The organism is Psychrobacter sp. HII-4 (assembly GCF_904846595.1).
GTDB classification, from domain to species: Bacteria; Pseudomonadota; Gammaproteobacteria; order Pseudomonadales; family Moraxellaceae; genus Psychrobacter; species Psychrobacter celer.
The window spans coordinates 88,276-102,469 of the sequence record NZ_CAJHBJ010000001.1; the positions used below are offsets into that span (position 1 = coordinate 88,276).

Genomic DNA, 14,194 nt, shown 5'->3' on the forward strand with positions numbered 1-14,194 from the left:
ATGGTTAAGCTATTTTGCCACATAACGATCGAGTCTGGTCTCAAGCTTGTCTTGGATAAAGGTCAAAAACAAACAAATGGCCCAATAAATAAAAGCCGCTTCGGTATAGACCAGCATAAACTCATAATTACGCGCGGTGATGATCTGCGCTTGTTTAAAGAGCTCAGTGACCAATACCAGCGACGCCAATGACGTATCCTTGACCAGACTGATAAAGGTATTGGACAACGGCGGTACCGATACCCGTAACGCTTGCGGCAAAATCACGTGGCGAAAAGTCTGCAGATACGTCAAACCGACCGTCGAGCCTGCTTCCCACTGGCCTTTTGGAATCGACAAAATCGAGGCACGTACCGTCTCTGAGGCATAAGCACCGATATTGAGCGAAAAGGCAATAATCGCTGAAGGAAACGGGTCGAGCTTGACGCCGACGCTTGGCAGGCCATAAAAGATAATAAACAATTGCACCAGCATCGGTGTCCCGCGAATCGCCGAGACATAGATACGGGCCAGACGGTAGACAATCTCATGCAGCCAGCCTGTACGTGGCACGATACGAATCAGCGCCACGACCAGCGCAATCATCATACCGATGGCAAACGAAATCAGTGCCAGCGGTATCGAATAGTAGATACCGCCTTTGAGCATCGGCCAAAACGAGTCGATGACGATTTGCGCCCGATCAGGACTCATAAAGGGCAGTAGTGCCAATAAATCGGTTAACGCTGAGGTAAGAGACGCTAGCATTATTTTTGTTGACTTATATCAGCACCAAAGAATTCTTCGCTAAGCTCGGTCAGCGTGCCGTCGGCATGCAGCTCGCTCATGGCTTCATTTAACTTCGTCACGACAGCATCATTGCCTTTTAATAGTACCAAACCTGAACCGCGCTGCTCGTCGGCCGGAGCAACCAGCTTGATCTCAAGGCCACTATCTGGGAATTTTTTTAGATAATCAAGTACGGCCAAATTGTCATTCATGGTAAAGTCAGCGCGGCCTTGCTTGACCAACTGAATCGCTTGCGCCATACCATCGACAGGGACGATTTCGGCTTGATAGCGTTCGGCCAGCTCACCATAGTTACTGCTTAGCGACTGGGCGCTACGTAGACCTTTTAGGTTATCCCACGAGCCATAACGATTGTCGTCGGTGGGCGCTAGTACCACAGCGCCAGACCAGCTATAAGGCTGCGCGAGGTCGTACTTTGCTTGGCGCTCAGGCGTCGTTAGGCTGACTTGGTTGGCCACCATGTCAAAACGCTTCGAGTCTAAGCCTGCAAGCATCGCATCCCACTGAGTTTCTTTAAACTCAACATCGACGCCTAACTTATCCGCCACCGCACGGGTGACTTCCACGTCGTAGCCGGTCAGCTTGCCACTTTCATCGTGATAGGTAAACGGCGGATAGGTACCCTCAGTACCCACATTGATCGTGCCGCCATCGTTGATGCGTTGCAGCATATCAGAGCCACCGCTCGCGGCGTTATCAGTCGCATTGCTGTCGGCGTCATTGGTAGTAGACTGACCACAAGCAGCGAGCAGGACTGTGCTGGCGGCGAGGGCTAAAAGAGTACGACGTTTCATAAGGCGTCCTTATAAGATGAATGAATAAGTCTAAAAGTGTCTAGCAAAAGTATAGGGTGCCATGCTGTAGGCAAAAGCTGTATAAGAAAACAGTATGATAAAACCATGCAGGTAAACACCTTTACAAACAAATCGTATTTGGACAGTGTCCGCACAGCGCGCATCGGCTTTAGCTGCCCGATTTGAGGACTGCAGATAAATTTTTCAATACTGTGGTGGCTACTTTCTGCATTTTCTTATCACAGCCTGTCCCTATCTTTCAAACAAAGGATTTTCAAACACAAAAGCTCAATTGTTTCTATACTAGCGCACTTAGGTAAGAATAAACGTACAAAAACAGTGAGTAACAGTCAGCTCTGTCCGTTTGTGGTCACAGCTCGCCTGAGAACTGATAGCGCTCCCCTGCGTGCCACATTTTGACAAAGGTCAACACCTTCCCTGCTGAATATGTCTGACGGCTCAGCACCAATGTGGGAGACTGCGGGGCAATCTGTAGCAGCGCGGCGATCTCATCTGGTGCTGCTAGCGCCTGAATGGTATAGCTACCGCGCTCCAGTGGACTTTTGGCAATCAAGTACTCACTGGTGTTGATAATGCTAAAGTCTTGTTCGATAAACTCAGGCAGCTTTTTTGCATCGACCCAGCGCTCTTCAAACTGTATGGGCTGAGCATCCGCAAAATGAATGATTTTTACTTCGTATAAGACCGCCGCACTACTATCCGCCGCGCTCCTCTCACCTGTGGTTGCCGCACTGTCGATAGCAAACTTACGGCGCAGCTCATCATCTAGCATACTTGCGGTGATCACACGTTTGCTCACCACCTGCGCTTGATAATCGCGGTTAGCTGACTTTAAGTCTTGGGCGATATTGCGCACCTCTACAAAGGTATGATTAAACTGCTGCTGGGCGACAAAGGTCCCAGAGCCTTGCCGGCGCTCTAATACTCGCTCCTCGCTCAGCTCTTTTAGCGCGCGGTTGACCGTCATGCGCGATACACCAAACTCCTCAGCCAGCGCCATCTCTGTAGAGATGGCCTCACCTGCTTGCCACTTCCCTGAGTGAATATTATCCAAGATTGCGTTTTTGATCCGCTGATAAGCGGGAACTTGTTTTGTCATGTCCGTGTTTTACCGTCAGTTTTAGCAAAATAATAGCTTCATAATACCATGACCATCCGTCGCCGCGGCAGCCCTCATCCATTAATCACTACCTGCGTTGGATCACCGACCACAGAAGACAAAGAAAAGCCGTCACCAAGACAGACGTACGTCAAAGATCTTACCCCATACAAAAAAATGCTTGCATGAAAAATAAATCTTTGATAATTTGTATATACAACTTATTAGGTACTTTCAATATTATCACTAAATGCCGCGCAAATAGACCACGTAAACATGCGGCATAAATAAGCGATGCACATTCAAAAGGATCTGTTCATGACTACTGCCAAAGAAACCACCACAAACAACACCCTCAAGGCAAACACCTTTACCCGCCGTGATGACAGCCGTGAAATCGCTGCGCCCACTGGTAGCGAGCTGCACTGTAAAAGCTGGCTGACCGAAGCGCCTTATCGTATGATTCAAAATAATCTACATCCTGACGTGGCCGAAAACCCAAAGAGTCTAGTCGTCTATGGCGGTATCGGACGCGCTGCCCGTAATTGGGAGAGCTATGATCAAATCCTCGCCTCTCTTAAAGAGTTAGAAGACGATGAGACCTTACTCGTACAATCTGGCAAACCCGTTGGCGTCTTTCAAACTCATGAAAACGCACCGCGCGTGCTCATTGCCAACTCTAACCTTGTCCCACGCTGGGCAACGTGGGAGCATTTTAACGAGCTGGATCGTAAAGACTTGTTTATGTATGGGCAGATGACCGCTGGGAGCTGGATTTATATCGGCACCCAAGGCATCGTTCAAGGCACTTATGAGACCTTTGTCGAGGCAGGCCGCCAGCATTATGATGGCGATTGGAGCGGACGCTGGATATTGACCGCTGGTCTTGGCGGTATGGGCGGCGCGCAGCCATTGGCCGCAAGCTTTGCTGGTGCGACCTCTTTGAACATCGAATGTCAGCAATCCAGCATCGATTTTCGTTTGCGCACCGGTTACGTCGATAAGCAAGCGGACGATCTCGATCATGCTTATGAGCTGATCAAGCAGCATACCGCCGCTGGTGAAGCCGTCTCTATCGCCCTACTTGGTAACGCCGCCGATATCCTGCCTGAGATGGTCAAGCGCGCCAATGCAGGTGAAATCAAACCTGACTTGGTCACTGACCAAACCTCTGCTCATGACTTAATCAATGGCTACTTACCAAGTGGCTGGAGCGTTGATGAGTGGAAAGCAGCACAAGAAAACCCAGAGCAACACGCGGCGTTGAGCAAAGCTGCCGCTGCCTCTTGTGCCGTACACGTACAGGCCATGCTTGATCTACAAGACATGGGTATCCCTGCCACTGATTATGGTAATAACATCCGCCAAGTGGCCTTTGATGAAGGGGTAAAAGACGCCTTTAATTTCCCAGGTTTTGTCCCCGCTTATGTACGACCACTGTTTTGTCAAGGTAAAGGGCCGTTTCGCTGGGTGGCGCTATCAGGCGACCCAGAAGATATCTACAAAACTGATCAAAAAATCAAAGAGCTGTTTCCTGAAAACACCCATGTGCATCGCTGGCTGGATATGGCAAAAGAGCGTATTCAGTTTCAAGGCTTGCCTGCCCGCATTTGCTGGTTAGGTCTGGGCGAGCGTGATAAAGCAGGCTTGGCATTTAACGAGATGGTCAAAAACGGTGAGCTCAAAGGCCCCATCGTCATCGGCCGTGACCATTTAGATACTGGCTCTGTCGCCAGCCCAAACCGTGAAACTGAGAGCATGAAAGACGGCTCAGACGCGGTGTCGGATTGGGCGCTATTAAATGGTATGCTCAATGTCGCAGGCGGCGCCACTTGGGTATCATTGCATCATGGCGGCGGCGTGGGCATGGGCTACTCGCAGCACTCTGGCATGGTCATCGTCGCCGATGGTACAGAGAGCGCAGCCAAGCGCTTGGCGCGCGTACTGGTCAATGATTGCGGCTCAGGGGTGATGCGTCATGCCGATGCCGGCTACGAGCTGGCAATCAAAACCGCCAAGGACTATGGTTTACATCTGCCGATGATTAAATAGCTTGCTCCTGTCCTTATATGCTCGGATGATATAAGGACATCATCAACACTTTATCAAGGACGATAATATGTCTGAACGTGATATTTTGCCTCCAGGCAGCTCTGTGTCTAGAACGCCTCTAGACAGTCCAGCACCTGCTAGCCTACGGTCTGAAAAGCTGCTATCCAAACCCATCGCACTAATACAGCTAATCGTATGTAGCGCTATTGGCTTGGTGATGTTTTTTGTGCCCTTTACCATCGGTGACAAAAGCACGATTTTGTTTGATCATGGGGCCACTTATCTGGTCACTCAGCAACACACCTTATCTGTGACCTTGTTGTTTTTGCTGATGATATTTGGTGTTGGCAAGCCATTCATAGACGGTTCATGGCGCAAAAACCTCACCCACAAGACCCTGACCGTGTTTAAGATAATCGGTTTGGTTTTGGCGGTGATGTATATGACTGGCACCGCCCCTGCCTATATGATGGAAGCTGATATGCTGCCATTTTTGTTTGAAAAGCTGGCATTACCCGTGGGTATGATTGTACCTATTGGGGCATTAATCTTGGCATTTTTGGTGGGTTTTGGTTTGCTTGAGATGGTCGGTGTGCTGATGCAGCCGATTATGAAACCGATTTGGAGAACGCCTGGCTCATCAGCTATTGATGCCGTTGCGTCTTTTGTGGGTAGTTACTCTATTGGTTTATTGATTACCAATCGTGTGTACCTACAAAAACAATACTCAGCGCGTGAAGCCGTCATTATTGCGACTGGGTTTTCTACGGTATCGGCAGCGTTTATGGTGATTGTTGCCAAAACCTTAAACTTGATGGAGTTTTGGAATGTATTTTTTTGGTCAACACTGGTGATTACCTTTATCGTCACCGCTATTACCGCTCGTATTCCGCCCATCAGCCTTTTTGACAATGACGTTGAACGCCCGCCACTCGATCATACCCGTGGCAAACGGCTGGCCGCCGCTTTTGATTTAGGCTTAGCGACGTCGCGTCAGGCAACTGACCTAAAACAGATTTTATGGTCCAATTTTCGCGATGGTCTTATGATGGCTGCTGCCATTGTGCCCTCGATTATTGCTGTCGGGCTGACCGGTCTTTTGTTAGCCAAATACACCCCAGTGTTTGATGTATTGGGTCTGCTTTTGTATCCATTTACGTGGCTCGGCGGCTTGCCAGAGCCTTTAGTGGCTGCTAAAGGTATGTCTGCTGGGCTCGCTGAAATGTTCTTGCCAGCCCTACTACTCAGTGAGGCAGATATCCTAACACGCTACGTCGCTGGGGTGATATCGATTAGCAGCGTGCTGTTTTTTTCTGCCATGATTCCGTGTGTGCTCGCAACAGAAATTCCATTATCGGTTGGCAAAATGATCGTCATATGGTTTGAGCGTGTGGCCCTTAGCGTCCTACTCGCAGCCGCGTTCGGACATTTTGCTATGTATGTAGGCTGGATGGCTTAAATCGCGTCATCTGCCAGCATCAGCGCCGATACCATTAAGTAAATCAGAACACTAAAGCATATTATTCATATTGTTTTTAACTTTGGGACTCTCCTATGACTGCTATCAAAACTCTGACTCTCCATCCACGTAAGCTAAGCTTTGAGATGCTACGTGATATCTATAATCACCCAGTCCACCTCACCTTACCCGCCAGCGCTTATGAGGCAATCGATGCCTCACATGACGATGTACGTACCATCATCGCACGTGATAAGAGCGCTTATGGTATCAATACTGGTTTTGGCCTGTTAGCAAAGACCCGTATCAACGATGACCAGCTCGAACTGCTTCAACGCAACCTGATCATCTCGCACTCAGTGGGTACTGGTGAGGCGCTACCAGACAACGTGGTCAGGCTAATTATGGTGATGAAAGTAGCCAGCCTCGCACAAGGCGTCTCTGGCGTCCGCCGCGAGGTCGTCGATAGTTTACTTGGCTTAATTAATCATCAAATTACCCCAAACATTCCGGCCAAAGGCTCCGTTGGTGCTTCTGGTGACCTTGCGCCTTTATCGCATATGACGCTGGCGATGATGGGCGAAGGTGACGTCTATGTTGACGGCAAAAAAGTCCCCGCCGCTGAGGCACTAGCGCAGCATGGTCTTGAGCCTATCACCCTAGCAGCCAAAGAAGGCCTTGCCCTTATCAATGGTACACAGGTCTCAACGGCACTGGCATTGCGCGGTTATTTCTTAGCAAGAGATTTACTTGAGACCGCCACCATCGTCGGCTCTATGTCAATTGACGCCGCCAAAGGCTCGGATGCGCCATTTGATGCCCGTATTCATGAGGTGCGTGGCCATCACGGTCAGATAGAGATCGCCAAAGCGCATCGTCAGCTGATTAAAGGCAGTGCTATTCGTGCTTCGCACAATGACGAGCAAGACGATCGCGTGCAGGATCCGTATTGCTTACGCTGTCAGCCACAAGTGATGGGTGCTTGCCTTGATATCATCAACCAAGCAGGCAAGACGTTATTAATAGAATCCAATGCGGTGACGGATAATCCCCTTATTTTTAACAATGAAGATGGTCCAGTAGCTATCTCAGGGGGTAATTTCCATGCCGAGCCAGTGGCCTTTGCCGCAGATATGCTCGCTTTGGCAATCGCTGAGATTGGCTCTATGTCTGAGCGCCGTGTGGCGTTATTGATTGATGCAACCTTATCAGGTGGCTTACCGCCATTTTTGGTAGAAAATGCAGGGGTAAACTCCGGCTTTATGATCGCTCACGTGACGGCCGCAGCGCTGGCTTCAGAAAATAAGTCTATGGCTCACCCAGGCAGTGTCGATAGCATCCCAACCTCTGCCAACCAAGAAGACCATGTGTCGATGGCCACCTATAGCGCCCGCCGCCTATATGAGATGGCGCAAAATACCGCTACCATCGTTGGTATTGAGCTATTGGCTGCTGGTCAAGGGATTGACTTCCATCATAACCTTGCTACTTCCGAAGCATTACAGGCTGCGCATCAAAAGCTGCGTGAACAAGTCGCTTTTTATGACAAAGATCGCTACCTAGCCCCCGATATCGAAGCAGCAAAACAGCTGGTATTAGATGGCGCACTGACAAAGCATTGGCAGGCACTGCGTAGCGATTGGTACGAGTCTAAATAAATAGCATCCTTCTATATAGTCAATTCACTTTAAAAATGACATAGCGCTGCTGGGATGAATTTTATGCAGCCTCTGGAGTGACGAAGTCACACAGCAAGCAAAGAAAATTTATACCAGTCGCACTGTACTTATTTTATAGCGGATCGACTATACACAAGCAATACGGATTAAAGGAAATCAGCGATGAGCCTATCAATGTCTGACACAGCCGTGAGCCACAGCGCCGCTGATATGAGCCGCTGGACTGGACGTGCCGAGCCGTTTGAGTCTGCACGCGCCCGCTATTGGTATCAAATAGCGCAGCCTTATACCTTTGATAGCAGCAGTCAACAAAACAACCAGCAAAACGGCCAGCGCATTGGACTGGTTGGGTTCGCTTGTGACCAAGGTGTCAGACGTAATCAAGGACGCGTGGGTGCACGAGCTGCGCCGCCTTTGATTCGTCAGGCATTTGCTGCGCTGCCCGTCATCGCTGAGCTGCAACAACGCTTTGATGGGCAACTATCAACGCTACTGGGGGATGCGGGCGACATACATTGTCATGATAATGATGATTTTGCCGAGCGTAGCCTTGAGCAAGCTCAATTAACCTATGCTGATAAAGTCAGTCACATTATCCAGCAAGGCGGCCTGCCCGTCGGACTTGGTGGTGGTCATGCCATCGCTTATGGTAGCTTTTTGGGATTGTGGCAGGCGCTACAGCAGCCAGATGCTACCAGTAACAACGATGCGCCGCTGCGTATTGGCATTATTAACTTTGATGCGCATTTGGACATTCGTCAGTCTGATGTCGCCACCTCTGGTACACCATTTCGCCAAATAGCCGAGCACCTTGAGGCGCAAGATCAGCCATTTCACTATTGCTGTATCGGCGTCAGCCGGTTTTCCAACACTGCTGCACTCTTTGACCGTGCTGAGCAGTTAGGCGTGCATATTATCAGTGACGAAGATTGCGCCAATAAGAAATGGAAAAAACTTGCGGCGCAAATAGAGACCTTTATCAATGACGTTGATATCATCTATTTAACCATTGATATGGATTGCTTGCCAGCAAGCGTGGTACCGGGGGTCAGTGCGCCCGCCGCTTATGGTATTAATTTGGCATTCGTTGAGCGTGCGGTCAAATGTATCATGGCATCAGGCAAAGTAAAAATGGCTGATATCGCTGAGATTAACCCGACTTTTGATATTGATGCACGCAGCTGTAAAGTCGCCGCGCGCCTCTTAGCGACTATTATCGAGCAGCATTTACTTTTATTATAAATAAATCGATATAGAATCAAAATGTGGTTGCTATTGATATAAGTGACTGGGATAAATTTTGCGAAGCCTTTGTCTCGCTTGCGCACAACAAGCGAGTAAAATTTGTACCAGTCACGCTATAACATTTTTAAAATAAACCAACCATAGAAGGTTACTGAAGTAAATTTTGCACACCCTCTGTCAGCAGCACCACAGCAAGAAGCGTTTTTACCAACGACACACTGTCTATTTTAAAGTAAACGGACGATGGATGGCTGCACTAAATCTATACTAATAAGCAGGAGCACACCATGACTCATACAATAAATCCTACAGATCAAATGCATATAAACGACTCCATCCTGACTTCATTTGATCACATCATTATCAATGCCAATCTTGCCACCTTTTCAGCGCAATACGGCTTTGATATTTATCGCGACAATCAAAGCGCCAATCAAAACAATGATCAAAACAAAAGCACTCCTTATGGTCAGTTAGAAAGCGCCGCTATCGGTATCAAAGACGGCAAAATCGCATGGATTGGTACGTATGAGCAAATCAAGCCGCATCTGACTCATTATAAAAGCGATCAAATCAAAAACGTACATGGCAACTGGATCACGCCCGGACTTATCGATTGTCATACCCATATCGTGTATGGCGGCAATCGCAGCAACGAGTTTGAAGCACGCTTGCAAGGTGCCAGTTATCAAGATATCGCCGCACAAGGTGGCGGCATCGTCTCAACTGTTAGCGCTACTCGTACAGCAAGTGAGGAAGAATTATTTACCCAAAGTGAAAAACGTCTGCTCGCCCTCTTGCGCGAGGGCGTGACCAGTATCGAGATCAAATCAGGCTATGGACTGGACTTAGACACTGAGCGTAAAATGCTAAAAGTCGCTCGTGCGCTCGGCGACAAACACCACATTCATGTTAGCACCACGTATTTGGCCGCCCATGCGCTACCGCCTGAGTATAAAGACCGTGCCGATGACTATATTGAGCAAGTTTGCCAGTGGTTGCCCATCTTACATAGCGAGGGCTTAATCGATGCGGTCGATGGTTTTTGTGAAAACATCGCCTTTAGTAGTGAGCAAATTAAGCGCGTCTTTGATGTTGCTCGCTCATTAGATTTGCCTGTGAAGCTGCATTCTGAGCAGCTCTCAAACATAGGTGCCAGCGCTTTGGTAGCAGAATACCAAGGATTATCAAGCGACCATCTTGAGCACTTGGCAGAAGATGATATCAAAAAAATGGCCACAAGCAACACGGTAGCCGTGCTATTGCCAGGGGCTTTTTATACGCTGCGTGATACCAAGCTGCCACCGATTGAAGTATTGCGCAAGCATCGGGTGCCAATGGCTATCTCAACCGATTGCAACCCCGGCACCTCGCCGCTCACCTCGCTGTTATTGGCGATGAATATGGGCTGTACACTATTTTATCTCACTACTGAAGAAGTGTTGGCAGGGGCAACCGTGCATGCAGCGCAAGCATTAGGCCTCGCCAAAAAAGGCAAGATAGAAGTGGGCTGTGATGCTGACTTGGTATTATGGGACATCGCCCGCCCTGCTGACCTTGCTTATCAGATGGGATTAAACCCTATCACAGGTATCATGGTACAAGGCAGATGGCGTGAGACGGTATAACAAACCACTATAAAAACCTATTCACAACAAAAAATCTGGCAATACTTTATTGCCAGATTTTTTCTATTTTCAAAATTCAAACGAGCCTAGGCACCTTCTTCTTTATATAGTTAGCTGAATGTAAAACTGTTATGGATTTGAACGCGCTACTGGTATAAATTTCACTTGCGTGCTGCGTTCCCAGAGGCTGCGCAAAATTCATCCCAGTAGCGCTATGACATTTTTAGAGTGTATTGACTATACTATAATAAGCACATGACAAAAACCTAACCCACCGTCTATACCTTAACTATATTGATATGCCAGATATGCCTGATCAACCATTATCAAACACCAGTAGTAGCCATCTTGCCGCAGAAGCATTTGCTGCGCTACCGCCTATCATGCAGGCGCGGCTAATACAAAGCCAGCGTGTGATATTGATCGCCAACAACCCGTCGATAGACACAGCAAGCTTAAAGGCGCTGTTGCAGCCTACTGATATGTTGGTGTTATTTAATGATTTTATTCATGCAGACTTCTTTGCCCATCATCCGCTCGCCAAAGATTTGCCAAAGCTGCTATTTTTTAGACAAATCGGTGACAGTAAACTGCATTTTGGCCTACCACCACGCAGCAATAATGTGACAGCGATGCTCGATATGACCAAGCAAGCACCGCTTGGCATCTTGTTTGGCAATACTGCCTATCAGTTTCCCATGCCATGCGATGATCCAAACCCCGCTGATGATCCCATAACGGCCAACCGAGTGCTAGAGATTCCAGAACCGCTTGAGAAACTATTACATAGCGATGAGTATTGCGCTGTGCTATCAGAGCAGCATAAAGTAGTGGCGGATTATCCTATCTTTACTGATATTCATTCCTCTGCGCCGACGTCAGGGTTTTTATTATATCGGTTACTGTTGTCTGCACGCCTGCATATTCAGCAAAAACAGAAAGCTGAGACGCTGCTATCAATAGTGATGTTGGGTTTTAATCATGATGATAAGACCGCGCATTTTTGGGAAGGTCATAATTGGGCGTTTGAGCGGCAAGCGCTTGCAACGCCGCCGACAGGTGTGAAGATTATCCGTCAGTATTAGTTGCCCATCAAAACTCATTACTCTTTGATACTAACTACTCATTGATACTAGTGACGCATCGGGATTAGCAGAACTAAGAGCCGTCTACACATACGGCGCAGCTGGACAATGGGCGGCGTCAATCTCAGCGCTACTTGGCTGCCGAAGAATCTCAATGGGCACTGTCTGCGCCTCTTGCCAGTCAATCAAACCTAGCTGCGCAAACGCTACCAGCCAGCCTGCCATCGGCCAATGTTGCCATTTATCATAAAAGCGATTGGCATTAATCACTATGCTATCGAGATGATTGAGCGGCGGCCGGTAGACACTATGCTGCTGATGGTAAACCACGTCGTTGGTCAAATAAAAATCAATGTCTAAAGCACGTGCCATAAAAGCAAAGTCGGTGTCTTCAGCGCCGTAGCCGACATAATCGGTATCAAAACCGCCGATCCGCTCAAACTGATGACGCATTATCGCAAAGCAAAGACTCCAAAATGCGTCATAGTCTTGCGTTTTTTTAATATTAGCATCGACATTGTCATTGCGATGTTGGGTAAAATTATCACGATAAGGGTTAAATACCGACAGCTGGTCTAAGGCGTCGGCGGCCAATTTACCTTGCTGTAGTTGACTACCCTCATCATCCGTCAAAGGGCGCGTTAAATAACGCGGCTGGCCCATCAGTAGCGCATCAGGATACGTTTGCAATTTATCATATAACCCGTCGATAAAGTCATAGGCGACGATACAATCCACATCCAAAAAAACCATAGCCTCATAGCTAGCACGTGCAGCGCCAAGATTACGGTTACGACCGATATCAAACGAGGCGCTACTCGTCAATCCATGCTCAGTCGCTGTAGTCGTTGCTATCTTAATAATATTTAAATCGTAATCTGCCAGACGTTCAGCCTCGGCGTCATCATTAACGATAACCACCTCGCGCGGCCTAACGCTACCCTGCGCCAGACTAGCAAGTAGATTATAAAGATGACGATTGCGCCCATAGCAAGTCGTTATTACACTCACGGGAATGGTGTTATGTGCGGCGTCTTGAGTTCTGGTTGTCGTTGTCATGGAAATATTTGCTCTTATTATTATAAGTTTCTTTGTTATTTGTTATTTTTTAGGTTTTAAGTCCAACTGCGGCAATAGCCATTCTGCAAACCAATCTTTTACGGAAATGTAGTCAGCAATGCTATTCATAAAGCGTTGCACTGCCAGATTGGCTTGCCTATCTGTCAAAGCAGTCTGCTCATGGTCAATTGACTTATTATTCGTGGAGAGAGAAGACAATAGGTTCTGACTATCCATACTAGAGGCTTTGGCGATAAACTGTGGCCAACTAAGCGCACGACCTTGTTCGATTAATGCTTCTGCCATCACTTCTTGCTCACGGTGCGGGCGCACATCAGGCAATACAATAAGCGGCGTGGCATAATCATAGGCCTGCGCAATTGCGTTCAAGCCACACGCCATCAATAACAGATGACTATAGGCGATAAATGGCATCACATCATCGACGTGGGCGGCAATATCGACACAATGCCGTACTTCATCATTGATAGGGCCAAGAGAGACAATTATAGCGTCTGGTAGTATTTGGCGTAGCTTTGGCAACTTGGCATCAATCGCTTCGTGCCCGCCATAGCCTTTAATCACAGTAACGATAAAAGACTTATCGACGCTGGCGACCAGTTGTTTATGAATAGCATTATCATGGGTCAATGTCATAAGCTCGTCCATAAACTTACAAAAGCTAGGCAAACCTTGGGCTTTGCTTGGCAAAAAATCCAGATATAGCGTTTTTTGTCGTACCCAGTCTGGCGTGGCTGCCGCCTCCAATGCTTTAGGATAAGGAGCTAACAATCCAAGCGCGCCCGCAAAGGCGTTTAAGTGCGGCGCATCATCACGCTCGCCTGCCAGCCGTACATAGAGATAAGGCACGCTAGCGGTACGGCATAGCATAGCGACTTCGGCGCTAACATCAATAATCATCAGGTCAATCTGGCGCTGATAAATGGTATCAAGCAGCTGCCAACTGCGTCTCTGGATGTCTTTGTTACCCACTGGCGAGTAGTGCAAACAGCTTGGCTGCCAATACTCACCTGCTCGCCCCGCTAGCACATCATCTGGTCGCTCATCCTCCGCGTCTAAACGTACGATGTGCTCATCATTTATACTGCTAAAGCGATAACCATCAGCCGGTAAACTGGTAAACACCGTCATTTTCGAACGCAGCTCTGGTGGTAGTAAGGCGGCCAGCTTATCTGCTTGGCGGCAGTGCCCCGAGCCGTGGTGATGAGCATAATAGCCGATACGCATGGTAAAAAAGCTCCTAAGAGATGAAGGCAGTCATTG

The 14,194-nt window shown here is 48.2% G+C and carries 11 protein-coding genes; 6 read left to right on the plus strand and 5 right to left on the minus strand.

What is annotated here, in order from left to right; genetic code table 11:
• Positions 1 to 9 precede the first annotated feature (9 nt).
• The 3 genes from JMX98_RS00385 to JMX98_RS00395 all read right to left on the minus strand — a co-directional run bounded on the left by JMX98_RS00385 (position 10) and on the right by JMX98_RS00395 (position 2,703).
• A complete protein-coding gene (locus tag JMX98_RS00385; RefSeq protein WP_320157754.1) occupies positions 10 to 747 on the minus strand; it encodes an amino acid ABC transporter permease in 738 nt (245 codons plus the stop codon).
• Complete coding sequence (locus JMX98_RS00390; RefSeq protein ID WP_201583548.1) at positions 747 to 1,583, minus strand: amino acid ABC transporter substrate-binding protein; 837 nt, start codon at positions 1,581 to 1,583, stop codon at positions 747 to 749. The genes JMX98_RS00385 and JMX98_RS00390 overlap by 1 nt, the downstream gene beginning before the upstream one ends.
• Before the next feature lie 370 nt (positions 1,584 to 1,953).
• Positions 1,954 to 2,703: a UTRA domain-containing protein gene (locus tag JMX98_RS00395; protein ID WP_201583551.1), complete on the minus strand. Its 750-nt coding sequence runs from the start codon at positions 2,701 to 2,703 to the stop codon at positions 1,954 to 1,956.
• A 318-nt stretch (positions 2,704 to 3,021) separates the two neighbouring features.
• Between JMX98_RS00395 and hutU the strand changes: the two genes are divergently transcribed.
• The 6 genes from hutU to JMX98_RS00425 all read left to right on the plus strand — a co-directional run bounded on the left by hutU (position 3,022) and on the right by JMX98_RS00425 (position 11,851).
• Positions 3,022 to 4,755, plus strand: a complete 1,734-nt coding sequence (hutU, locus tag JMX98_RS00400; protein WP_201583554.1) for a urocanate hydratase — start codon at positions 3,022 to 3,024, stop codon at positions 4,753 to 4,755.
• Positions 4,756 to 4,822: 67 nt separating this feature from the next.
• Positions 4,823 to 6,214, plus strand: a complete 1,392-nt coding sequence (locus JMX98_RS00405; RefSeq protein WP_201583557.1) for a YjiH family protein — start codon at positions 4,823 to 4,825, stop codon at positions 6,212 to 6,214.
• Positions 6,215 to 6,309: 95 nt separating this feature from the next.
• Positions 6,310 to 7,872 (plus strand): histidine ammonia-lyase, encoded by a 1,563-nt coding sequence (gene hutH, locus JMX98_RS00410; protein ID WP_201583560.1) that lies wholly within the window; start codon positions 6,310 to 6,312, stop codon positions 7,870 to 7,872.
• A gap of 195 nt (positions 7,873 to 8,067) precedes the next feature.
• The gene (hutG, locus tag JMX98_RS00415; RefSeq protein WP_201584078.1) at positions 8,068 to 9,135 is read left to right on the plus strand and encodes a formimidoylglutamase; all 1,068 of its coding nucleotides are present in this window, start codon (positions 8,068 to 8,070) and stop codon (positions 9,133 to 9,135) included.
• 290 nt (positions 9,136 to 9,425) lie between these two features.
• Positions 9,426 to 10,766, plus strand: coding sequence for an imidazolonepropionase (gene hutI, locus JMX98_RS00420; protein ID WP_227679900.1), 1,341 nt, complete (start codon positions 9,426 to 9,428; stop codon positions 10,764 to 10,766).
• 308 nt (positions 10,767 to 11,074) lie between these two features.
• Positions 11,075 to 11,851, plus strand: coding sequence for a hypothetical protein (locus JMX98_RS00425; RefSeq protein WP_201583562.1), 777 nt, complete (start codon positions 11,075 to 11,077; stop codon positions 11,849 to 11,851).
• An 84-nt stretch (positions 11,852 to 11,935) separates the two neighbouring features.
• On the opposite strand, the gene JMX98_RS00430 is transcribed toward JMX98_RS00425, so the two are convergent.
• Both JMX98_RS00430 and JMX98_RS00435 read right to left on the minus strand, forming a co-directional pair.
• Positions 11,936 to 12,910 carry a glycosyltransferase family 2 protein gene (locus JMX98_RS00430; protein ID WP_201583564.1) on the minus strand — a complete coding sequence of 325 codons (975 nt, stop codon included), beginning with the start codon at positions 12,908 to 12,910 and terminating at the stop codon, positions 11,936 to 11,938.
• Positions 12,911 to 12,952: 42 nt separating this feature from the next.
• Positions 12,953 to 14,158 (minus strand): hypothetical protein, encoded by a 1,206-nt coding sequence (locus tag JMX98_RS00435; RefSeq protein WP_201583566.1) that lies wholly within the window; start codon positions 14,156 to 14,158, stop codon positions 12,953 to 12,955.
• Between the last annotated feature and the right edge of the window lie 36 nt (positions 14,159 to 14,194).